This is a genomic window from Ectothiorhodospira sp. PHS-1 (genome assembly GCF_000225005.1).
Lineage (GTDB): Bacteria > Pseudomonadota > Gammaproteobacteria > Ectothiorhodospirales > Ectothiorhodospiraceae > Ectothiorhodospira.
Window position 1 is genome coordinate 1 of sequence record NZ_AGBG01000004.1, and the last position, 22800, is coordinate 22800.

Annotated in this window: 22 protein-coding genes and 2 tRNA genes; 4 read left to right on the forward strand and 20 right to left on the reverse strand. The window is 64.5% G+C overall.

What is annotated here, in order from left to right; genetic code table 11:
* The coding region (locus ECTPHS_RS14750) for a hypothetical protein (RefSeq protein ID WP_040404867.1) at nt 1-234 on the forward strand (234 nt) is incomplete at its 5' end.
* 10 nt (nt 235-244) lie between these two features.
* Here the strand turns inward: ECTPHS_RS14750 and ECTPHS_RS13850 are convergent.
* The 12 genes from ECTPHS_RS13850 to ECTPHS_RS02445 form a co-directional block, all read right to left on the reverse strand.
* Nucleotides 245-877 carry an NYN domain-containing protein gene (locus ECTPHS_RS13850; protein WP_008931081.1) on the reverse strand — a complete coding sequence of 211 codons (633 nt, stop codon included), beginning with the start codon at nt 875-877 and terminating at the stop codon, nt 245-247.
* A gap of 978 nt (nt 878-1855) precedes the next feature.
* On the reverse strand, nt 1856-2650 hold the full coding sequence (locus ECTPHS_RS02395) for an aminoglycoside nucleotidyltransferase ANT9 (protein WP_008931083.1): 795 nt from the start codon (nt 2648-2650) through the stop codon (nt 1856-1858).
* A 49-nt stretch (nt 2651-2699) separates the two neighbouring features.
* Nucleotides 2700-3680 carry a site-specific integrase gene (locus ECTPHS_RS02400; protein ID WP_008931084.1) on the reverse strand — a complete coding sequence of 327 codons (981 nt, stop codon included), beginning with the start codon at nt 3678-3680 and terminating at the stop codon, nt 2700-2702.
* Between the two features lie 235 nt (nt 3681-3915).
* A tRNA-Met gene (locus tag ECTPHS_RS02405) sits at nt 3916-3992 on the reverse strand.
* Nucleotides 3993-4175: 183 nt separating this feature from the next.
* A complete protein-coding gene (gene ychF, locus ECTPHS_RS02410; RefSeq protein ID WP_008931085.1) occupies nt 4176-5267 on the reverse strand; it encodes a redox-regulated ATPase YchF in 1092 nt (363 codons plus the stop codon).
* 61 nt (nt 5268-5328) lie between these two features.
* Nucleotides 5329-5910, reverse strand: coding sequence for an aminoacyl-tRNA hydrolase (gene pth / locus ECTPHS_RS02415; protein ID WP_008931086.1), 582 nt, complete (start codon nt 5908-5910; stop codon nt 5329-5331).
* A gap of 43 nt (nt 5911-5953) precedes the next feature.
* The gene (locus ECTPHS_RS02420) at nt 5954-6583 is read right to left on the reverse strand and encodes a 50S ribosomal protein L25/general stress protein Ctc (RefSeq protein ID WP_008931087.1); all 630 of its coding nucleotides are present in this window, start codon (nt 6581-6583) and stop codon (nt 5954-5956) included.
* 78 nt (nt 6584-6661) lie between these two features.
* Nucleotides 6662-7600 carry a ribose-phosphate diphosphokinase gene (locus tag ECTPHS_RS02425; RefSeq protein WP_008931088.1) on the reverse strand — a complete coding sequence of 313 codons (939 nt, stop codon included), beginning with the start codon at nt 7598-7600 and terminating at the stop codon, nt 6662-6664.
* Between the two features lie 228 nt (nt 7601-7828).
* Nucleotides 7829-7903, reverse strand: a tRNA-Gln gene (locus ECTPHS_RS02430).
* Between the two features lie 17 nt (nt 7904-7920).
* The gene (gene ispE, locus ECTPHS_RS02435; RefSeq protein WP_141565242.1) at nt 7921-8799 is read right to left on the reverse strand and encodes a 4-(cytidine 5'-diphospho)-2-C-methyl-D-erythritol kinase; all 879 of its coding nucleotides are present in this window, start codon (nt 8797-8799) and stop codon (nt 7921-7923) included.
* Nucleotides 8799-9398 carry a lipoprotein insertase outer membrane protein LolB gene (gene lolB / locus ECTPHS_RS02440; RefSeq protein WP_008931090.1) on the reverse strand — a complete coding sequence of 200 codons (600 nt, stop codon included), beginning with the start codon at nt 9396-9398 and terminating at the stop codon, nt 8799-8801. Before lolB ends, ispE begins: the two co-directional genes overlap by 1 nt.
* Complete coding sequence (locus tag ECTPHS_RS02445) at nt 9395-11083, reverse strand: tetratricopeptide repeat protein (RefSeq protein ID WP_246828298.1); 1689 nt, start codon at nt 11081-11083, stop codon at nt 9395-9397. The genes lolB and ECTPHS_RS02445 overlap by 4 nt, the downstream gene beginning before the upstream one ends.
* Before the next feature lie 542 nt (nt 11084-11625).
* Between ECTPHS_RS02445 and hemA the strand changes: the two genes are divergently transcribed.
* The 3 genes from hemA to prmC are packed head-to-tail and all read left to right on the forward strand — an operon-like array spanning nt 11626 to nt 14839.
* Complete coding sequence (gene hemA / locus ECTPHS_RS02450) at nt 11626-12900, forward strand: glutamyl-tRNA reductase (protein WP_040404872.1); 1275 nt, start codon at nt 11626-11628, stop codon at nt 12898-12900.
* Complete coding sequence (prfA, locus tag ECTPHS_RS02455; protein ID WP_008931093.1) at nt 12897-13979, forward strand: peptide chain release factor 1; 1083 nt, start codon at nt 12897-12899, stop codon at nt 13977-13979. The genes hemA and prfA overlap by 4 nt, the downstream gene beginning before the upstream one ends.
* Nucleotides 13980-13987: 8 nt before the next feature.
* Complete coding sequence (prmC, locus tag ECTPHS_RS02460; RefSeq protein WP_008931094.1) at nt 13988-14839, forward strand: peptide chain release factor N(5)-glutamine methyltransferase; 852 nt, start codon at nt 13988-13990, stop codon at nt 14837-14839.
* Here prmC and lipB read toward each other — a convergent pair.
* The 8 genes from lipB to mrdA form a co-directional block, all read right to left on the reverse strand.
* Nucleotides 14826-15452 (reverse strand): lipoyl(octanoyl) transferase LipB, encoded by a 627-nt coding sequence (gene lipB / locus ECTPHS_RS02465; protein WP_040404874.1) that lies wholly within the window; start codon nt 15450-15452, stop codon nt 14826-14828. The two genes, prmC and lipB, sit on opposite strands and share 14 nt — an antisense overlap.
* Before the next feature lie 10 nt (nt 15453-15462).
* Nucleotides 15463-15735, reverse strand: a complete 273-nt coding sequence (locus ECTPHS_RS02470) for a YbeD family protein (RefSeq protein ID WP_040404875.1) — start codon at nt 15733-15735, stop codon at nt 15463-15465.
* A complete protein-coding gene (locus ECTPHS_RS02475; RefSeq protein WP_008931097.1) occupies nt 15732-16583 on the reverse strand; it encodes a D-amino acid aminotransferase in 852 nt (283 codons plus the stop codon). The genes ECTPHS_RS02470 and ECTPHS_RS02475 overlap by 4 nt, the downstream gene beginning before the upstream one ends.
* Before the next feature lie 20 nt (nt 16584-16603).
* Entirely contained in the window at nt 16604-17773 is a 1170-nt protein-coding gene (locus ECTPHS_RS02480) for a D-alanyl-D-alanine carboxypeptidase family protein (protein WP_008931098.1), read from the reverse strand.
* An 87-nt stretch (nt 17774-17860) separates the two neighbouring features.
* Complete coding sequence (locus ECTPHS_RS02485; protein WP_040404877.1) at nt 17861-18709, reverse strand: septal ring lytic transglycosylase RlpA family protein; 849 nt, start codon at nt 18707-18709, stop codon at nt 17861-17863.
* A 14-nt stretch (nt 18710-18723) separates the two neighbouring features.
* On the reverse strand, nt 18724-19791 hold the full coding sequence (mltB, locus tag ECTPHS_RS02490) for a lytic murein transglycosylase B (protein WP_050814188.1): 1068 nt from the start codon (nt 19789-19791) through the stop codon (nt 18724-18726).
* Nucleotides 19788-20909 (reverse strand): rod shape-determining protein RodA, encoded by a 1122-nt coding sequence (gene rodA / locus ECTPHS_RS02495; RefSeq protein ID WP_008931101.1) that lies wholly within the window; start codon nt 20907-20909, stop codon nt 19788-19790. The genes mltB and rodA overlap by 4 nt, the downstream gene beginning before the upstream one ends.
* Nucleotides 20906-22759, reverse strand: a complete 1854-nt coding sequence (gene mrdA / locus ECTPHS_RS02500) for a penicillin-binding protein 2 (RefSeq protein WP_008931102.1) — start codon at nt 22757-22759, stop codon at nt 20906-20908. The genes rodA and mrdA overlap by 4 nt, the downstream gene beginning before the upstream one ends.
* Nucleotides 22760-22800: the final 41 nt, after the last annotated feature.

Here is a 22800-nt window from a genome sequence, read left to right on the forward strand (position 1 = left end):
CTGGCTCGCCCCCTGACCCGCGAGCAATGCCGCTGGGTGGCCGATAGAGCCGGGGAGTACTGGCTGCGGTGGTTCATCGCCTGGCCACCAGTGCTCTGGCTGGCCGTGCAGATCGGCCCGCCGGCAGGGGCGGTAATACACTTGCTTTTCACCGCACTGGCCGGATGGACCTTGGTGGGCGTTACAGTGGCCGTTGCCAGGACACGTCGCGAACAGACTCAGCTTGAAGCCTGACCCCTACTGCTCACGGGACCGCAGGCGGATCATACTCTGGCGGCCGCCGTGCGACCACGTTCCCCTTGCCATCGGAAACAAACTCGGGAAACAGTGCTGCCTCCAGCTTTGTGGTCCCAACTTGGAAATAGCTGTCCGCCACCTGCTGCAGGTTTCGCCCGTTGCGATGCCTCTTGGGTGGCGCTGCGACGGTAATGTTCTTCCTCGGGTGGCGTTGTTTCACCATACGAACAACCGGCACCAGATCCGAGTCGGCAGTCAACAACAGCCCTCGGTCGAAGACATCGTCCTCGGCATCAGCCAGAAACCTCAGTGCCAGATGAACATCGGTTTCCTTCTCCTCCCGGCTAGTCCACGTGGACTGGCATTTGAAGCATTGCACGGTCTTTTCCTTGAAGTGGGCCATGACCACCTCAACGCCCGAAGCCTTCAATGCCTTGGTGTACTCACGATGACGCGCATAGGCATCAGGCAACCAAGTAGCATAAGCGGAGAAGTAGACTACAGAAGCCACCCTCTCTGTGGGTTTCGCAAGCTCCGCCGCCAACCGGGCCAGGTTGACCCACTTCAGCTCCGGTCGTCGCAAGTCACTGACGGCGTGGTAAAAGTTGAATCCATCAACATACAGCGCCAGTCGCCTCATTATTCACCATCCCTAAAGTGAAAAGGCCGAGCCCCTTGCGGGAACCCGGCCTTTATCCTCGGGGACGCACCCCGAGGGGGGAACTCATGCGCAATGATGGGATGTTGCCGAGGAAAAATCAAGTAAAAGACGTGCCCGTAGAAATAGCAACATCCTGTCGCTATTCTAGAAGAACTGGGTGGCGCCCGGCCGTCCAGCTGCTTACCTACTCAACACTTTTTCCCGGTAGACTTGGGCTTCGACCGTCGGTGTCCGGAAACACTGACGGTCTTCGGCCCAGGCTTGCCGGAAGTGCGTTTCGGATAACACTTCGTCTTGGCCATCGCCTCGACTCCTTCACCTGACGACAGGACGGGCCTGCCTCCCCAGGGAGCCCCATGCCCCCAGCTTGTACGGGCTGGATCTCACAGGGGTCAGGCAAAGAGAACGACCGGGCACCACGGTCCAAGTGTAATTTCACCCTGTCACAACCGGCAAATCTTCCGCAGATGATCGAGGTCCGTTCCTCGTTTCCGGTCCACCCTCTGTCAGTAACGGCCCTATCACCAATCGGTGATTGCTGGATTAGGGTGATGGGGAAATGGATCGTCTGCTGCACGTCGCCGCAGACCGGGAACTGCGTCAGGAGTGGGAGATCAGACTTACCGGTCCTCGGCCAGACGGGCCGGGCTGGCCTGAGATTGTCCAGGCACGGGTACGCTCCATTGCCAACCGCGCCACACGGGTATCCAGCAACCACGGCCACATCCTGCGTGGCCTGCCGCTCACGGCGGAAGATGTCGCTTTCATTCAGCGTTGCCTTGCCAAGATCCCCCGGCAGCGCCACAGGGAAGTCCTAGGAGGCTACCGCCGTCGATGGAGGGAGGCCTTCAAAGCGGAGGGCGCGGACCACCGCCGGGAGAACGCCGGACGCAGGACCGCCAACACCTACCTGGTGAGGTGTCTACCCACCATGGCCGACGTCTCGCCGCGGAGAGGTCACGACGCTCGCTGAGCGAGGGTCTGCTCAATTACGCCGTGCATGTACCCGACCAGTGCGCCGACATCACTCTCACGCCCTCGCCAGGAATCCCGACACTCACCCAGGTATGCCCGTCTCGCAATTTCCATCAGGGGTCGATGCCCTGCTGGAAGGCGGCTGACGGCCCAGGCTGCCGCGTTGTCCTTTGAGACGATCTCGCCGGTCTCGACGGTCATCCACATCCTGGCCAGGGTCAGGAGCACGTTGCGTTCGTCCCCTTCCAGGCCACCAATCAACTCCGGAAGCGAATCAGCAATCGCCTTCCGCACGTCCTTCGCAGGCACTGGATCCACCACACTTCCCACCGGCGGCCCGAAAAGCACGACGTTGTCCGCGATCGCTTTCGTCAACACGATGGCCAGGTCCGGGTTCAGTGCAGCTGGCGGAATGGTTCCGCCCTCAAGCGTCTCGCGCAGCCATTCACCGTAAAGCAGTTCGCAGCGGGGCGGATATCGCCACGGCACCAGATCCGAAAGGCACAACACCGTCACCTCCAACGGCCGGGGAGTGCCATCGAGCTCCGGCGTACCCGACACCGTCATCAGCCTGGATACAATGCGACGGCGTGTGCCCACATCCGGTCGCTCTCTCACCAGCGCCAGGACATCCACATCGCTGTTCGGCTGCAACCCACCAGCGACCGCCGAACCATACAGGTAGACACCGACAAGCTTACCGGCCAACTCATCGCGTAGGATCCCGAGAGCGTCGCGCGCTTCTTTCGGCACTTCGCAGTTGCCGTACTCCACCATTGGGTTTTCCCCCTCCGCGCAGATATCTCAGGCCGGTCTGTCCCCACGGTCATGAGACGTCCCCGGCTTTCCCCCAGAGCTGACGCCCCAGGTCCGCCGCGTCCAGATGGGTATACCGCGCCAGCATCCGCAGGTCCTTGTGCCCGCTGATCGAGGCGACCTGCATGGGGTTCAGTCCCGCCTCGAACAGGCGCGAGACGGCTTCGTGCCGCAGATCGTGCAGCCGGAGCCCCCGCAGGTAGGCCGGATCAGGCTTGATGCCCTGACGCCTGCACGCCTGTTCGTAGTTATGCCGGGCACGCTGGATGACACGCTCGATTGCACGGCTCGCCGCCCGGGCCTCCATCGGGATGATACGGCCATCGATGGATCTCGGCAGCCGATCCAGTTCCGCCATCACCCTGGGGGAGAGTGGGACTGAACGCCCGGTCCGGGTTTTGGTGATCTCCGCCGGTAGCGTGATCACGCGCCGCTTGCGGTCCAGGTTGGACCAGCGCAGGGCCAGAATCTCGCCCCGGCGCATGCCGGTATCCAGCGCGATCAGCAGAAATGCCAACAGATAGGGGGAGCGCGGCCGGTGCACCTGTCCGCCGCGACCCCCGTGGCGACCCGGCTGGCTCACGCGCCGACAGGCCGCCAGCAGGAAGTCCTCCTCCCCATCGTAGAGCCGCCGCTCCCGGGCATCGTCCACGGTGGGCCGGCTGACCCGATCCAGCGGGTTGAGGTTGAGGTTCATCCCCCACTCGTTCATCCCGTGGCGGATGGCGCGTCGGATGATGGCGAGTTCCCGACAGACGGTCCCGGGCTTCACCTCCCGGAGGCGTTCGTCGCGCCAAGCCGCAAAATCCATCGGCCGGAGCCGGGCCAACGATCGGTCACGGAGGGGGTGCTCGCGAATCCAGCGGTTGAGGCGCGAGACCTCCTGGGCACGTCCCTTGGGCTGGACGACTTCATCACGGTAGCGGGCGAGTAGCTCGCAAAGCGTGGTCTGCTCCGCCTCGCTGGTGTCCAGAAATCGGCCTGCCCGCATGGCAGCCTCGGTTTCGGCCGCCCAGCGACGCGCATCGCTAATCCGATCGAAGGTGCAAGTGCGTCGGGGATAACCCTTGATACGAACCTGAACCTGGTAAACAGTTCGCCCGCCCGGCCCACGGCGAGAAACAATGTGCGCCAATGCTCTCCTCCCGCAGTGCTGCATAAGTGCTGCAAAACGTCTCGGGAGGCATAGGGAAGGTACTGACAGGAGGGTAACTACTTGAAAATACTGGTGGCTACGGGTGGACTCGAACCACCGACCCCCGCATTATGAGTGCGATGCTCTGACCAGCTGAGCTACGTAGCCTTGAAAGCGCGTTATTTTGCTCGGACCCAGGATCGTTGTCAAGCGCGGAGACATCATTTGGTGAATCTCCTGCCGTCACTCCCGCGAAAGCGGGAGTCCAGAGTTTCCGTCCGCAACTGGATTCCCGCTTGCGCGGGAATGACACTTCGGGGGAAGGCAAGGTCGGGAAAACCGTCGAATGGCTCAGACATTGAACCGGAAGTGCACCACGTCCCCTTCCTTCATGATGTACTCCTTGCCCTCCAGACGCCATTTGCCGGCATCCTTGGCACCCTGCTCGCCCTTGCAGTTCACGTAGTCGTCATAGCCGATGACTTCGGCACGGATGAAGCCCTTCTCGAAGTCCGTGTGGATGGCGCCGGCCGCCCTGGGCGCGGTGGCGCCGCGCTTGACGGTCCAGGCACGGACTTCCTTGACCCCGGCGGTGAAGAAGGTCTGCAGACCCAGCAGTTCGTAGGCGGCCCGGATCACCCGGTCCAGCCCGGCCTCTTCCAGACCCATCTCACCCAGGAATTCGGCCTTGTCGGCCTCGTCCAGCTGGGCGATCTCCGCCTCCATGGCGGCACAGACGGGCACGACCTGGGCCTGTTCCACCGCGGCATGTTCCCGCACCCGATCCAGCAGCGGATTATTCCCGAAACCATCCTCATTGACGTTGGCAATGTACATGGTGGGCTTGGCGGTGATGAGCTGCAATTCCCTAAGCAGCAGGCGCTCGTCATCATCCAGCTCGGCACTGCGGGCGGGACGGCCTTCGGCCAGCACCGCCTGCACCTTCTCGGCCACCTGCTTGCGGGCGATGGCATCCTTGTTGCCGGACTTGGCGTTGCGGGTCAGGCGGGTCAGGGCCTTTTCCACGGTCTCCAGGTCCGCCAGGGCCAGCTCGGTGTGAATGACCTCGATGTCGGACAGGGGATCCACCTTGCCGGCCACGTGGATCACGTCGTCATTCTCAAAACAGCGCACCACGTGGGCGATGGCGTCGGTCTCGCGGATGTGGGCCAGGAACTGGTTACCCAAGCCTTCGCCCTTGGAGGCACCGGCCACCAGGCCGGCGATGTCCACAAACTCCACGGTGGTGGGCAACACCCGCTCCGGGGAGACGATCCCGGCCAGGACCTTGAGCCGGGGATCAGGCACCGGCACCACGCCCACATTGGGGTCAATGGTGCAGAAGGGGTAGTTTTCCGCCTGAATGCCCGCCTTGGTGAGGGCATTGAAGAGGGTGGATTTGCCCACATTGGGCAGGCCGACGATGCCGCATTTCAAGCTCATGGGAGGGTCCGGGTGGGATCAGGTGGAAAATCAGGATGGAAAAAGAGACAAACCGGGTCAATCACGCCGAGTGCAGTCGGTTCATGGCCTTCTGCAGTCCCTCGGACAACAGCAGGGGCATGAGGTCGGCGGCACGATCAATGGCGTCCATGATCAGGGGCTCTTCCTCGCGGGAGGGACGGTTAAGCACGAACCCGACCACCTGCTCACGATGCCCGGGATGGCCTACCCCCAGCCGCAGGCGCATGAAGTCCTGCCCTTGGTGGGCCATGATGTCCCGCAGGCCGTTGTGCCCACCATGACCACCCCCGCGCTTGAGACGGGCCGTGCCCGGAGGCAGGTCGATCTCGTCGTGGGCCACCAGCACGGAGGTGATGGGAAGCTTGTAGAACTGGGTCAGCAGCCGGATGGGCTGCCCACTGTGATTCATGTAGGTCTGGGGCTTGATCAGCCAGATTTCCTGCCCCTGGATGCGGATGCGCGCCGTTTCGCCGGCAAACTTGTTCTCCAGGCGAAACTGGCCACCATGACGGCGGGCCAGCTCATCCACGAACCAGAACCCGGCATTGTGCCGGGTCATGGCATAGTCGGGGCCGGGATTTCCCAGCCCCGCGATGACCTGAACGGTGTCTTTGTCAGCCACTGGCAGGTGTCATCCTTTCTTGCGGTCGGAAAGACAAGGCGGCTTACGCCTCGCCTTCGCCCTCGCCTTCAGACTCTTCGGCGCTGCTGCCGCCACGGGTCTTCAGCACGCTGACCACCGGCAGGTCATGATCCGGACCCTGGGCCAGGGCCACGATGCTCACGCCTTCCGGCAACTGGATCTGGGACAGGTGCAGAGAGTCCCCCACATTCAGGGCAGCCACGTCCACCTCGATGAACTCGGGCAGATCCTTGGGCAGACACTCCACTTCCACTTCCATCGCCTGGTGGCTGATCATGCCACCGCCGGTCTTCACGCCCACGCAGATGTCTTCGTTGATGAAGTGCAGGGGCACGTGGACCTTGATGGCCTGATCATCGGTGACGCGCTGCAAATCCATGTGCAGGACCATCTGCTTGACCGGATGACGCTGCAGGTCGCGCAGGATGACCCGCTCGGATTTGCCGTCCACCTTCAGGGTCAGGATGTGGGAATAGAAGGCTTCGTGGGCCAGGCTCAGCCACACGGTATTGTGGTCCAGGGTGATGGCCACGGGTTCCTTGTCGCCGCCGTAGACGATGGCGGGCAACTTGCCGGCGCGGCGCAGGCGGCGGCTCGCACCCTTGCCCTGGTCCGCGCGCGGCTCGGCTTGCAGTTCGAAATTGACACTCATGTCGGTTCTCCAGTCACACAAACAAAAAGCCTCTCCCGCGACCAGGAGAGGCAGCGGCGATCAACCCATGCCGGTTCATCAGTCGATGAACAGGGAGCTGACCGATTCCTCGCGGTTGATGCGACGGATGGTTTCCGCCAGCATGCCGGCAACACTGAGCTGCTTGATGCGGCCACAGGCCTTGGCCTCGGGACGCAGCGGCAGGGTATCCGTGACCACCAGCTCGTCGAGCTGGGAGTTGTTGATGTTTTCGATGGCGGGGCCGGAGAGCACCGGATGGGTGGCATAGGCCATGACCTTGGAAGCCCCGTGGTCCTTGAGGGCCTTGGCGGCCTGGCACAGGGTGCCGGCGGTGTCCACCAGGTCGTCGATGATGATGCAGGTCTTGTCTTCCACATCCCCGATGATGTGCATCACCTGGGACTCGTTGGGCTTGGGACGCCGCTTGTCGATGATGGCCAGCTCCGCGTCATCCAGGCGCTTGGCCAGGGCGCGGGCGCGTACCACGCCGCCGACGTCGGGAGACACCACCAGCAGGTTCGGGATTTTCTGGCGCCAGATATGGCCCAGCAGGACCGGCGAGGCATAGACGTTGTCCACCGGCACGTTGAAGAAACCCTGGACCTGATCGGCATGCACGTCCACCGTGAGCACCCGGTCGGCGCCGACGGCCTCAAGCATGTTGGCCACCACCTTGGCGGAGATGGGCACGCGGGCGGACCGCACCCGGCGATCCTGACGGGAATAGCCGAAATAGGGAATGACGGTGGTGATGCGCCCGGCGGAGGCCCGGCGCAGGGCGTCCACCATGATCAGCAATTCCATCAGATTGTCATTGGTGGGCGCGCCGGTGGACTGGACGACAAAGACGTCCCGGCCGCGCACGTTCTCCAGGATTTCCACCTGCACTTCCCCGTCGCTGAAGCGACCGACGACGGCCTTGCCCAGCGGCAGGTTCAGGTGATTGACGACACTTTGTGCCAGTTGGGGAGTGGCATTCCCCGCGAAGACCATCATCTTGGATTTTTCCACCACTGTGGACCTGGGCAGCATGATTCCAACAATGTCCGGTTGCGAGCGAAGCGGATGACAGGGCTGCACCAGCAGGGCTGACGCGGGCCACCCTGCCGGCGAAAGGACGCACCGGGCCGCGCCATAGCGTAAACGCCGCCAGCCGATGACCGTCATGGGGACAGTGAACCGGTGGCGGCGCTGGCCTGGCGACGGCAGGCAACGTCCGAAGAATGGCTGGGCCGGCAGGATTCGAACCTGCGAATGCCGGGATCAAAACCCGGTGCCTTACCACTTGGCGACGGCCCAATAAATCGTGTGACTCGTTATTCCTGCGAGGCAGTGACAGCCTGAAGCCGAGCCCTGTGTCGATGCAACGGAGACTGGTTGCAGCCACGGGCCACAAACCCCGTCCATCCACCCGGCAGACAATCAAGGGCGGCGCGGGCGGCGTCTTCCGTCTCGAAGATGCCGAACACACAGCTGCCGGTACCCGTCATGCGTGCCGCCACGCCCTGTCGTTGCAGCCATTCCAGGGCCTTGGCCACCTCCGGAAAGCGCCGACAGACGACCGGCTCACATACGTTGCCTGCTCGTCCTGCAAGAAAGTCCGCTATTTTGATGGGTGGGCAGTCCCGTGTCAATCCAGGATCGGTAAAGATCGCCCCGGTGGGCACCATCACGCCGGGATGCACCACCAGATACCAGGGCTCAGGCGGCGACACCGGCGCCAGCCGCTCCCCGACCCCTTCCGCCCAGGCGGCATGGCCGCGCACGAACACCGGCACGTCCGCACCCAGCTTCAGGCCCATGTCGGCCAGGGCGTCGTCGTCCAGTCCGGTCTCCCAGAGCGCATTGAGGGCCACCAGCACCGTGGCCGCATCGGAACTACCGCCGCCGAGCCCGCCCCCCATGGGCAGACGTTTATGGACCCGGATGGCCACGCCGCCGGGGTGACCGGTGGCGGCCTTGAGGGCCCGAGCGGCCCGGACGGTCAGATCATCGTCATGATCCACGCCGTCAAGGGCGTGCTCGGCGCACACCCGATCCTCATCCAGCAAACGGAAATCCAGGGTATCCCCATGGGAGAGGAACTGAAACACGGACTGCAATTCATGATAGCCGTCGGGCCGACGACCGATGATGTGCAGGAACAGATTGAGCTTGGCGGGCGCGGGCCAGCCCATGCAAGGGTCTTGTTGCATCATGGTGCCATTTGCCAGTCGTCCACCACCAGGCGGACGCGTATGTCGTCGAATTCCAGCCTCATGCGATCGGGCAGCGGCGCCGGGCCGACGGCCTCGGCATAGCGATCGTACCCCACGTCCCAGCCGGATTGCAGCAGTCGCTGGGCCCTGCCCGCCGAATCCAGGGCCCGCCCTTCCAGGCGGTCGTGGGAAGGTATGCCGAGCACCCAATAGCGCAATCCGCTGACCGGCAGCTGCCAGCCCAGGGCCTGATGCACCAGACGGTCCACGTCCCGGTCCTGGTACACATCACCCTCGGCATTACGCAAGGTCACGCCGGCGGCATTACCCTCCAGGGTGGCGGCATGACGTCCGAACGGCCCGAACAGCTGGATGTCGTAGTCATCCCCCCGCTGACGCCAGCGCAGATGGGCATTCCACTGCTCGTTCTCCAGGAACAGCGCGATCCGGCCGCTCAGGGTCCATTCATCCTGGGCGGAGAGCAACCGCACCCGCTCTTGCCAGGCCTGCTCCCGATCATCCACCGGTACCGGCGGACGCACGGCACAGGCGGTAAGCAGCAGGCTCACCAGACAGACAAGCAGGAGTGCCCTCATGGATCCAGGCGCTCCTTGAGCCTGAGCAGACGATCATGATCAGGATCCCGCTCCAGGGCCTGGTAAAGAATCTCCAGGGCTTCCTCCCGCTCGCCCCGATCCCACAGCAGGGCCGCCAGATTGCTGGCGATCTCGCCGTCCTCCATCATGTCGTGGGCACGCCGCAGGTAGACCTCGGCCTCGTCCAGACGCCCCAGACGGTAGAGCACCCAGCCCATGCTGTCGATGATGGCCGCGTCATCCGGGCGCTGGGCATAGGCCCGACGGATATAGCCGTAGGCCTCCTCGTGGCGATCGGTATGATCCGCCAGGGTGTAGCCCAGGGCATTGAGAGCGGCCGGGTTATCCGGATCCTGGGCCAGGATCTGGTTCAGATCCGCCTCCACCAGATCGATCCGGCCCAACCGCTCCGCCATGAGCGCCCGGGAGTACAGCAGGTCCGGATTGCCGGGGTATTCCCGCAAGGACTGATTGAGCAGGTCCATTCCGGCCTCATAGTCACGCACATCCCGAAGCAGACCGGCCTCGGCCAGATAGACGCGCACCCGATCACCCGGCTCGGCCAGACGATCCCGCAATGCCGACAGATCGGTGCGAGCCCGCGCCACCTGCCCGAGCTCCCCCCTGAGCAGGGCGGCGCGAATGACGGACTCGTCACGGTGATCTCCCCGAGTCACCTGCTCATAGAAGCGGATGGCCCGTTCACGGTCACCGGTGGTCTCGGCGATCCGTCCCAGGTAATAGCGGGCCTCCTGGGCACGCCGCCCGGTCTGCAGCACCCGCTCCAGATAACGCTGCGCGTCGTCGTACTGTTCCACCTCGATGTTCAGCAGCCCCAGGGTATAGAGCAGGTCGGCATCCCCCGGCCGCTCGCGGGCAACCCGCTCGAACTGCTGACGGGCCTCCTCATAACGCTCCGATTGCAGCAGCAGGCGGGCATAGGTGATGCGCAGATCCACATCGCCGGGATAGCGCGCCACCAGTTCTCCCATGGCTCGTAGGGAGGCTTCCTCGTCACCGGCGTGCCCCAGGGCACGGGCGCGCAGGACGTGCGCCTCCCTGAGCCCGCCGTCCAGGGTCAGCGCCCTTTCGGCCGCCGCCACGGCCGTCAGGGGGCGATCCTGCTGCAGGGCCAGACTGGCCACCGCCAGATAGGCATGGGCCTCATCGCCACGGCCCTCCGCCACCAGGGCAAGGGCCTCTATCGCGGCATCGCCGTTCTGACTGCGGGACAGCATGTTCACCAGCAGACCGTAGCCGTCACCCTCCACCGCCTCCATGCGCTCAAGCACGGTGAGCAGATGGCTGGCGGCCTCTTCCGGGCGGCCTTCGTTGACCAACAGCGCGGCCAGGATCTGACGGGCCTCCAGATTCTCCGGCTCCAGCGCCAGCCAGCGCTCGGCACCCGGCAGGGCCGCGACCGGATCGCCAGCAAACAGGGCAATGCGGGTCGCCCGCTCAGCCACTTCGGGGTTACGTGTACGCTGGGCCGCCCGCAGGTAGTGTTCGACGGACACCTGCAATTCACCCTGATGTCCGGCGATCTCGCCCACCAGCAATTCGTAGAGCAGATCGGCGACACCGTTGTCCTGCGCCTCCAACGGCAGCAGATGACCTTCGGCCAGGGGCCGCCAGGGCTCATGGTCCTGACTGTCCCGCTGCAGACCCGCACAAGCGGTCAGCAATCCGCACAGCACCATCGCCGCTCCCAGGCGGGGTAGCGGGTGACGGGAAGGAAACCAGGGGAAAACAGATCTTTGATTGGGCAGCATGGAAAGACTATAAACCCATTTGCTGGAAAAATGATCGCCCCATGGGGCGTGCCAAAATCGCCGGACAGTGTAAACTAGACTGGACACACCCCGACTCGACACCGCGTCAACCGGATCAGTCGGCAAGTCAAGGCCCGCGCACCACGAAATCGCAAGCTCTTGATGCGGGACATGGACGATCGGCAGGCAATCCACCACATTGGGGCGGATCTGATACGGTCGACGGCGGAATCGGGCCTGGGCAAGGGAACGAAAAATGACGCACCGCGATGCAAGCGCATTTTTCCTTCCCATGTTCCTTAGCACCCCACGGCGGCCGATAAGTTCCCGCCGCGACGGGTCAATTTTGGGCAGACCGGTTTTACGAGCGGACTCAAAGGGTTGAAAATCCGGGACATCTTGTCATGACTTCAATGCTGGCGCAGAATACGCTATTCCACAGGTCCTCACGTGCGATGCTTTTTACTCTCGGAGTCAATCATAAATCCGCCCCGGTCGGGATTCGTGAACGCGTCGTGTTCTCCCCGGACCGCATGGATGAAGCCCTCACCGGTCTGACCCGCTCCACTCCGGTGGAGGAAGCGGCGATCCTGTCCACCTGCAACCGGACGGAGATCTACTTCCGCTCCGAAGCCCACCAGCCAACGGACCGGGTGCTGCACTGGATGGCGGATTTCCACCGCCTCAAGCCCGGCGAGATCCAGCCCTACATCTATCGTCACTCGGAAGCCGATGCGGTCAAGCACCTGCTCCGCGTGGCCTGCGGCCTGGACTCCCTGGTGCTGGGCGAACCCCAGATCCTGGGCCAGCTCAAGGGTTCCTATCAGAGCGCCGGCGCCGCCGGCACCCTGGGCCGCCAACTGGGACGACTGTTCCAGCATGCCTTCTCGGTGGCCAAGAACGTCCGCACCTCCACCGCCATCGGCTCCAGCCCGGTCTCGGTAGCCTTTGCCGCCGTCTCCCTGGCCAAGCAGATCTGGGGCGACATGAAGCCCCTCACCGCCCTCATGATCGGCGCCGGTGAAACCATCGAACTGGCGGCCCGCCATCTGCACAGCAACCAGATCGGCCGCATCATCGTCGCCAACCGCACGGTGGAACGGGCCAAGGTACTGGCCAGCGAGTTCGACGCCGAGGTCATCACCCTGTCCGAGATCCCCGCCCGTCTGGCGGAGGCCGACATCCTCATTTCCTCCACCGCCAGCCCCCTGCCGATCCTGGGCAAGGGCGCTGTGGAGCGTGCCCTGAAGGCCCGCAAGCGCCGCCCCATGTTCATGGTGGACATCGCCGTGCCCCGGGACATCGAGCCGGAGGTGGGCAATCTGGACAACGTCTTCCTCTATACCGTGGACGACCTGGAAGAGGTCATCCAGGAAAACCTCCAGTCCCGCCGGGAGGCGGCGCGTCAGGCGGAGGAGATCATCGAATCCCAGGTCAGTACCTTCATGGGCTGGTTGCGGGCCCAAAGCGCGGTGAGCACCATCTGCGCCTTCCGCGACAAGGCCCACGGCGTGCAGATGGAGGTGCTGGAAAAGGCCAATCAGATGGTGGCCGCCGGCAGGTCGCCGGAAGAGGCTCTGTCCTTCCTGGCCCATACCCTCACCAACAAGCTGCTGCATGACCCCTGCCACACCATGAACGAGGCCGCCCGCGAAGGCCGTCTGGAACTGGTGGACGCGGCCCATGCCCTCTTCAAGCTGCCGAGTTCCACCGACAAGATCCATTCGTGAAAGACTCCATTCGCCGCAAGCTTGAAGACATCGCGGATCGTTTCGAGGAACTCAGCGGCCTGCTGGCGGACCCGCAGGTCATCGGGGATCAGGATCGCTTTCGCCGGTATTCCATGGAATACAGCCAGCTCGAACCGGTGGTTCAGGGCTGGAAGGCCTATGCCGCCGCACTTGATGAACTGGAGGCGGCCCGCCAGATGGCCCGCGATCCGGACCCGGACCTGCGCGCCATGGCCGAAGAGGAGATCCCCGCGGTCTCGTCCCGGCTGGAGTCCCTGGAACTGGACCTGCAGCGGCACCTGATCCCGAAAGACCCCCACGACGAGAACAACACCTTCCTGGAAATCCGTGCCGGCACCGGCGGGGACGAGGCCGCCATCTTTGCCGGCGATCTGTTCCGCATGTACAGCCGCTATGCGGAAACCCGGGGCTGGCAAGTGGAACTCTTGTCCGAAAGCGAGGGCGAGCATGGCGGTTACCGGGAGGTCATCGCCCGCATCATTGGCCGCGGGGTCTATTCCCGCCTCAAGTTCGAATCCGGCGCCCACCGGGTACAACGGGTGCCGGATACAGAGTCCCAGGGTCGCATCCACACCTCCGCCGCCACCGTCGCCGTGATGCCGGAACCGGACGAGATGGAGATCCCCGAGATCAATCCGGCGGACCTTCGCATCGACACCTATCGGGCTAGCGGCGCCGGCGGCCAGCACGTCAACCGTACCGATTCCGCCGTGCGTCTCACCCACCTGCCCACCGGCCTGGTGGTGGAATGCCAGGACGAACGCTCCCAGCACAAGAACAAGGCCCGGGCCATGAGTCTGCTCGCCGCCAAGCTGATCGAGCGGGAAGAGACCCGACGCTTCCAGGAACAAAGCGCCACCCGCAAGAGCCTGGTGGGCAGCGGGGATCGCTCCGAGCGCATCCGTACCTATAACTTCCCCCAGGGGCGGGTCACGGATCACCGCATCAACCTGACCCTCTACAAGCTGGAAGCCATCATGGCCGGCGATCTGGATCCGGTCATCGATCCGCTGGTGAACGAACATCAGGCGGAACAACTGGCCGCCCTGGCGGACTGAAGCCGGCCTTGCCCGCCATCACCCTCAAGGCCCTGCTGGTGGAGTCGAGATCCGCCCTGGCCCAGGGGGACGCCCCCCGCCTGGAAGCCGAGTTGCTGCTGGCCCATGTCCTGGGCAAGGACCGGGGCTGGCTCTATGCCCATGGCGATGACATCCTGGAAGACCCGGACGCCCTGACGGTCTTTCGGACCCTGGTGCGGCGTCGCGGCGAGGGCGAGCCGGTCAGCTACCTGCTGGGCTGCCGGGAATTCTGGTCCCTGAATCTCACGGTCCGCCCCGGCGTACTGATCCCCCGCCCCGATACCGAAACCCTGGTGGAGGCCGCCCTGTCTCGGCTGGCCGAAGATTTTTCGGGCCGGCTGGCGGACCTGGGCACGGGCACGGGTGCCATCGCCCTGGCCCTGTCCGTGGAGCGCCCTCGATGCCGTATCGTTGCCGTGGACCGCTCGCCCCAGGCACTGGCGGTGGCACGGGAAAACGTGACGCGGCTGGGTCTGGAGGCACGGGTGGAATGCCGCCTGGGCAGCTGGTTCGAGCCGTTGGCCGGCGAACGGTTTGACCTGATCGTCTCCAACCCGCCCTATATCGCCGACACAGATCCCCATCTGACCCAGGGTGATCTGCGCTTCGAACCACGCTCGGCCCTGGCCTCCGGGCCGGACGGGCTGACGGACATCCGCCGGATCGTCGAGCAGGCCCCCGGTCATCTCGGACCAGGCGGCGCATTACTGCTGGAACACGGAATGGATCAAGGCGAGGCCGTGCGGACGCTGCTGACCCGGCAGGGGTTTATCGAAGTGGACACGGTGCGGGATCTGGGCGGCAGGGACCGGGTGACACTGGGAATCATGGGGCAATGAGCGGCCTTTGCAACCGCCGTGACAAGGCGCTCGTCAGCCCCTGGGCCGCCAGGTCCCAGTCCGTCCGCACGCCCAGCGCCGCCAGCGAGGTGGTCGCCAGGCCCCGATAGCCGCAGGGATTGATGCGATCAAAGGCGGACAGGTCCGGGTCAAGGTTGAAGGCCAGCCCATGATAACTGCCCCCTCGCCTGACCCGAAGCCCCAGGGCGGCAATCTTGGCCCCATCCACATAGACCCCCGGTGCATCCGGCCTGGCCCGGGCGGTGATGCCCTGGGTGGCCAGATAATCGATCACCGCCGACTCCAGCGCGGTGACCAGGGCCCTCACCCCCAGACCCGAGCGCCGCAGATCCAGCAGGGTGTAAATGACCACCTGCCCCGGTCCGTGGTAGGTCACCTGACCGCCCCGGTCCACCGGGATCACCGGGATGTCACCCGCATCGAGAATGTGCTCGGACTTGCCGTTGAGGCCCAGGGTGAATACTGGAGGATGCTCCACCTGCCAGAGTTCATCGGTGGTGCCTTCATCCCGGACATCGGTGAAGGCCTGCATCCGCCGCCAGGTGGAAGCATAGTCCCGGCGCCCCAGGCGGCGTACAAGAATAGCGGACATCCGACCGGACTCAGAGGGTCATCTGCACCAGCTCGCAGGCATTGAGCTCAAGGTAAAGGGCATCCATCTGGGCCTGACTGCGGGCGTGGACACGGATGGTGATGGCCTGGTAGCGCCCGCCCTTGGAGGCACGCATGGAGAAATCCGACTCCCGGATGTCCGGCACGTGCTTGCCGACGATGGCCCGCACCCGTTCCCCCAGTTCCGGCACCGAGGCACCGAATACCTTGACCGGGAACTGGCAGGGAAACTGCAACCCCATCTCTTCAGGCTTTTGCATCATGCGGTCTCCCGCAGTCGGGCCTTGTAATCCTGGTACAGGCCATGCACGCGGCGCCACACCGGACCGGGCACGCCCGCCCCCACCGGCCGACCGTCCAGACGGGTCACGGGCAGGATCTCCCGGGTGGAACTGGTCAGCCAGATCTCCTCCGCCACCCGCAGGGACTGCTCCGGAATGGTGGACTCCATCAACGGTAACCCTGCTTCCTGGGCCAGTTCCACCACCAGATCACGGGTGATGCCGGGCAACAGGGACCGGTCCTTGGGCGGGGTGACGATGACGCCGTCTCCCACCACGAACAGATTGCTTGCCGCCCCTTCCGTTGCCAGCCCCTGCCGGATCAGGATGGCTTCCGTCGCCCCGGCATCCAGGGCCTCCTGACGGGCCAGCACGTTGGGCAGCAGGGTGATGGCCTTGATGTCGCAACGGGACCAGCGATGGTCGTCGACCACCACCGCCGCCACCCCCTGCTCCAGTACCGCCGGATTCTGGGGGACGATGGGGTTGACCATGGCAAAGACCGTGGGCCGGACGCCGGTCGGAAAGGCGTGATCACGCCGGGCCACGCCCCGGGTCACCTGGACGTAGAGGCTGCGGTCCCCGCCCGGATTTTTCTCCAGCAGGGTCGAGAACAGGGACTCCCATCCCGACCGATCATGGGGATTGTCGATGCGCACCTCGGCCAGACTACGCGTCAGGCGCTCCAGATGCTCCGCCAGCCGCAAAGGGCGGCCGCCGAACACGGGGATCACCTCGTAGACCCCGTCACCGAACAGAAAACCCCGGTCGAACACGGACACCCGGGCCTGTGTTTCCGGAACAAACTCACCATTGAGATAGATGATCATGTCTTGAACCATCCGCAGTGTTAGCGCACCAGCATCCAGGCACTGTCGATCAGGCGCCGGAACAGGCCGCCCTCCTCGACGCCCTGCAAGGCCACCAGGGGCAATACCCGCAGCGGTTCGCCGTCCAGCATGATGCGCAGTTCGCCGTAGGCACGCCCCTGCTCGATGGGGGCTTCCAGCTTGCTGCCCAGGGAAATCTCGGCCTGGAGGCGATCATAGCTGCCGCGGGGGATGGTCACGTGAAGATCCTGCACCAGACCCAGCTGGACCTTGTTCTGCTCTCCCTTGAAGACCCGGGCTTCGGTCAGGGCCAGCCCGCCGTCATAGAGCTTGTGGCCCTCGAACTGCCTGAAGCCCCAGTTGAACAGGGCCTGGGACTCATTGGCGCGGATGCGTCCACCCTGCTCGTGATCACCGGCCTGGATACCCATGACGGCGGCCACCAGACGCATGCCGTCCCGCTGGGCGGAAGACACCAGGTTATAACCGGCATTGCTGGTCCAGCCGGTCTTGCCCCCGTCCACGGAGTCATCCCGCCACAGCAGGATGTTGCGATTGGACTGGGAGATGCCGTTGAAGGTGAAGCTGCGTTCGGAATAGTAGGAATAGTATTCGGGAAAATTCCGGATCAGGGCCTGCATCAGCACGGCGATGTCGTGGGCCGTGGTGTACTGGGCCGCGTCACTGGGCAGGCCGTGGCTGTTCTGGAATTGGGTATCGTACATCCCCAGGGCGCGGGCCTGGGCGTTCATCATGTCCACGAAGGCGCCTTCCGTACCGGCAATGCGCTCCGCCAGGGCGACGCAGGCGTCGTTGCCGGACTGCACGATCATGCCGCGGATCAATTCCTCGACCCCGACCTGGGTGTTCACCTCGATGAACATGCGCGATGCCCCCCGCATGCCGGTTCGCCAGGCCCGTTCACTCACGTCCACCGGTTCGTTCAGAGCCAGCCGACCGTCCTGCAATTCCTTGAAGACGATATAGGCGGTCATGATCTTGGTGAGGCTGGCGGGCTCGACCCGCTCGTTGGCGGCCCGCTCGGCGAGTACCATGCCGCTGACCGCATCCAGCAGCACATAGTTGCGCGCGGTCAGGTCCGAGGGGGGAGAGACACGCAGGCTGGCGCCGGCCAGTCCGGGCAACAGGAGAGCAAGCAACAGAACGCTGACGACGAGTCTTGGCATCATGGCATCTTCAGGGGCTGTAAAACCGACGGAATGGGTATTCGGATCGAAAAGGGTAACACACCAGGGACACCCCGGATGCGAAGGGGTTCAATCGGCGACGACCCGATAGTCTCCAAGCCCCATGGACTGCAGGATCCGGACCGTATCCCGCTTGCTGCGCACGTCCGACAGGGGGCCGACACGCACACGGTAAAGCGTGGTGTCGTCCTGGCGACTTTCCAGCACGGCCACCAGGTCGAGCCGCGCGTGCAGACGGTCGCGCAACTGCTCCGCGTTCACGCGGCTGGAAAAGGCGCCCACCTGCAGGAATACGGGTCCGGCCAGGCCGGATTCGGACGGCCCGGCGGGCGGCGACGGCTCCACCCAGCCGGCCTGGATGACATTCGGGCCGGACGGTTCGGGCGTCAGGGCCTTGACCTCCACCCGCGCCGTGCCCCGATCCAGCATGCCGATGCGATGGGCCGCCGCATAGGAAAGGTCGATGATGCGGTTGTCCACGAACGGTCCGCGGTCATTCACCCGCACCACCACGCTGCGGCCGTTTTCCAGGTTGGTCACCCGCACGTAGGTGGGCAGGGGCAATGAAGTATGGGCCGCGGTCATGGCGAACATGTCATAAGGCTCGCCGCTGGAAGTGCGCCGGCCATGGAACTTGGTCCCGTACCAGGAAGCCACGCCGCGCTCGCGATACCCTTGCGCGCTATCCAGGGTGGTGTAGCGGCGTCCGAATACCACATAGGACTCCGGGTTGCCGTAACGGCTCATGGGCTCCACCCGGGGCACCGGCTCGGGGATCCGGGACAGATCCGGGATCCGGCTGGGATGCGGCGCACCGTCACGCTCTTCCGGTGTGTACCCGGAAACAGGCCCCGGACCGCGGCTGCCACTGCAGGCGACCAGGATCAGCGCCAACAGGACGATCGGCAAAAGACGCATGGCATCACGCCGTATCACCGCGCCCCACCCTCCGCCAGGGCCTGCTCCCGGACCTTGCGAATCTCCCGGGCCAACTCATACACCGCCATGGCATAGAGCGGACTGCGGTTGTAGCGGGTGATGACGTAGAAGTTCTCGTAACCCAGCCAGACCTGGGTCCCCTCCTCCGCCTGCAGTTCGATCACGGAGAAGCGGGCGTCGGGGGCGACCCGACCTTCCGGCACGATGCCGTGGCGGGCCAGTTCGTCGAGGCCGTATCGGGCCTGGTAGCCGCCGCCGACCAGGGACTTGTAGGCGTCGCCCTCCACCCGGGCCCGCACCACCACGGGCGCGCCCATGGTCCAGTGATGACGACGGAAATAATTGGCCACGCTGCCGATGGCATCGGGCCAGGAGTTGAGCAGGTCCCGACGGCCGTCGCCGCTGAAGTCCACGGCATATTCACGATAGCTGGAAGAGATGAACTGCCCCCGACCCATGGCCCCGGCATAGGAACCGAGCGTGCCGCGCAGATCAAGTCCCTCTTCCCGCACCAGGTGCAGGTAGTGGCGCAGTTCGGAACGGAAGAAATTCGCCCGGGGCGGATAGTCAAAGCCCAGGGTCACCAGGGCGTCCAGCACCGGGAAGGTGCCCTGATGGCGGCCGTAGAAGGTTTCCACGCCGATGATGGCGACGATGATCTCCGCATTGACCTGGAAGGCCTCCTGGGCACGCAGGATGGTGGCCTCATGCTCCTGCCAGAAACGCTCTCCGGCACGGATGCGCTGCTCGGTCAGGAAGATCGGACGGTAATCCTTCCAGGGCCGGCCCTCGGCCGGGGTGGAGATCAGATCCAGGACCCGCTGCTGCGGTCTGGCCTCGGCAAACAGACGCTCCAGTTCGCGGGTATCGAAGCCGTCTTCCCGGGCCAGGGTGCGAATGAACTCCCGGACGTCATCGCGCTCCAGGTAGGGCGGATCACCGGCCACCAGGCCTCTGGGGTTGGCCCCGGCCGCGGCACAGGTGCCCAGCAGCAGCGCCGCCAGCAGCAGGGAGAAGATAGGACGGTGGAAGGGCACTGGAGAAGCGCGCAGGGAAGTCATCGGGCGAGTAGTCTACGATGGGAGTTGATGGACATGAGAATACCGAAAGCCGCCATCAGGGTCACCATGGACGTACCGCCGTAGCTGAACAGGGGCAAGGGGACCCCGACCACCGGCAGCAGTCCCGACACCATGCCCGTGTTGACGAATACGTAGACGAAGAAGGTGAAGCTCAGGCTGCCGGCCAGCAGGCGCGAATAGGTATCCTGGGCCCGCAGGGCGATGGTCAGCCCGCGCAGGATCACCAGCAGGTAGAGGGACAGCAGCAGCAGGATACCCATCAGGCCGAACTCCTCGGCATAGACGGCGAAGATGAAATCGGTGGAACGCTCCGGCAGGAACTCGAGCTGGGACTGGGTGCCGTTGAGCCAGCCCTTGCCGTAGAACCCGCCGGAACCGATGGCGATCTTGGACTGGATGATGTGATAGCCGGCCCCCAGGGGGTCACTCTCCGGATTCAGCAACGTGAGTACCCGCCGGCGCTGATAATCCTGCATGAAGTGCCACAGCAGCGGTGTCGCCACCAGGGCCAGGGCGCCCAGCCCCATGAGGATGCGCCAGCGCACCCCGGCCAGAAAGATGATCACCAGACCGGATCCCGCCACCAGCAGGGCGGTACCCAGATCCGGCTGCTTGGCGATGAGCACGGCCGGCACCATCACCAGCAAAGCCGCCGCCACCACTTCCAGGAACCGGGGCGGCAGGGGGCGGTCGGCGAAATACCAGGCCACCATCATGGGCACGGCGATCTTCATGAACTCGGAAGGCTGGAAACGCACCACGCCCAGATCCAGCCACCGCTGTGCCCCCTTGCCCACCTCGCCGAAGAACATCACCGCCAGCAACAGCAGCACCCCGCCGGCGTACACCCATGGCGACCACTGGCGCAGATGGTTAGCCGGAATCTGTGCCATCACCATCAGCACGGTAAAGGCAATGCCCACCCGTACCCCCTGGCGATACAAGGTATCCAGATTTTCCCCGCTGGCGCTGTAGAGCACCACGAAGCCCATGGCCAGCAACAGCACCACCCCACCCAGCAACAGCAGATCCAGATGCAGGGCACGGATGATGGCGCGCCCCAGACCATGCTCCTCCCCGTTGCCATTGAGCATCATGGGGTCATCTCCAGCATGAAATAGTCCATCACCTTGCGGGCCACCGGTGCCGCCACCCGGCCGCCGCTGCCGCCGTTCTCCACCAGCACCGCCACCGCGATGCGGGGATCATCCGCCGGCGCAAAACCGATGAACAGGGCGTGATCCCGCAGGTGCTTGGCCACGGACGCCTCATCGTATTCCTCGTCCTGACCCAGCCCGAACACCTGTGACGTCCCCGTCTTGCCGGCGATGCGATAGGGAGCATCATGGCCCGCCGAATGATAGGCAGTGCCGTTGGGCCGGTGCATGACATGCTCCATCGGGGTCAACACCTGGTCCCAAAACTCGGGACGTGACACCTGCACCGGGGCGAGGAACTCGGGCTCGGCCACGTGCAGCTCCTCCCCATCCTCGCCCAGCATGCCGCGAAGCAGATGGGGGCGCACCCGCTGGCCGCGCATGGCCAGGGTACTGCTGATGGAGGCCAGCTGCATGGGCGTGGCCAGCATGTAGCCCTGCCCGATGGAGGTGATCAGGGTCTCGCCGGGAAACCAGGGCATACCCTGGGCGGCCCGCTTCCATTCCCGGCTGGGCAACAGGCCGCGACGTTCGCCCGTACTGTCGATGTCCGTGGCCTCCCCCACCCCGAAACGGCCCAGAAACTCCGACATGCGGTCGATTCCCAGACGGAAGGACATGTCGTAGAAATACACGTCGGAAGACTGAGTGATGGCCTTGTCCAGGTCCACCCAGCCGTGGCCGTGACGGCGCCAGTCCCGGTAGCGCCGGGTATCGTTGGGCAGGGTGTAGTAGCCGGCGGCGAACATCATGCGGTCGGCCCGGATCACCCCATGCTCAAGCCCCGCCAGACCCACCAGCATCTTCAGGGTGGAACCCGGCGGGTACTGACCGGAGAGGGCACGGTTGAACAGCGGCTGCCGACGGTTATTACGCAGCTCCTGGAAGGTACGGGCCGGAATTCCGTGCACGAAGAGGTTGGGATCGAAAGTGGGCATGCTGACCATGGCCAGGACTTCGCCGTTGCGGGGATCCATGGCGACGATGGCGCCGGCCATGCCATCCAGGGCCTCCTGGGCCACGGCCTGCAGGCGCACGTCCAGGCTCAGCACCAGATCACGCCCCGGTACCGGCGGCTCCCGCTCCAGTATTCGCAGGGTCCGGCCCTGGGCATTCACTTCCACCTTCTGGAACCCCACGTGACCATGCAGATGGTCTTCGTAATAGCGCTCCACCCCCAACTTGCCGATGTGGGTGGTACCGGCGTAGCGGCGGGTGTCGATACGGGCCAGTTCCCGCTCATCGATGCGCCCCACGTAGCCGATGACATGGGCCAGCGCCTCGCCGTGGGGGTAATGACGCGCCACCCGGGCTTGCACGTCCACACCGGGAAACAGATGCCGGTTGACGGCAAAGTTGGCCAGTTCCTCATCCGTGAGATTGAGCTTGAGAGGCACCGCCTGGAACGGGCGCTTGCCCCGCAGGGAGCGACGAAAGCGCTCGATCTCGGCAGGCTCCAGGTGCAGCAGCGCCGATAGCCGATCCAGGGTGTCCTGGAGGCTGTCCACCTGCTCCAGCGTCACCTCCAGCTGATAGGCCGGACGATTTTCCGCCAGCACCACCTCGTTGCGGTCGTAAATCAGCCCCCGGGGCGGCGGCAAAGCCTCCAGACGCACCCGGTTATTCTGTGACAGGGTGGAAAAATGGGAATGGTTGACCACCTGCAGCTGCGTCAGCCGAACCCCGAGAAGACCGAACAGCAGAACGATGATGATACCCAGGGTGATGACCCGGGCCAGGAACAGTCGCTGTTCCAGGTGATGATTCTTGATGGGTTGACGCGACGACATGCCCTTGATCCGGAAGACTCATGGCCACACGGGCAGGAGGA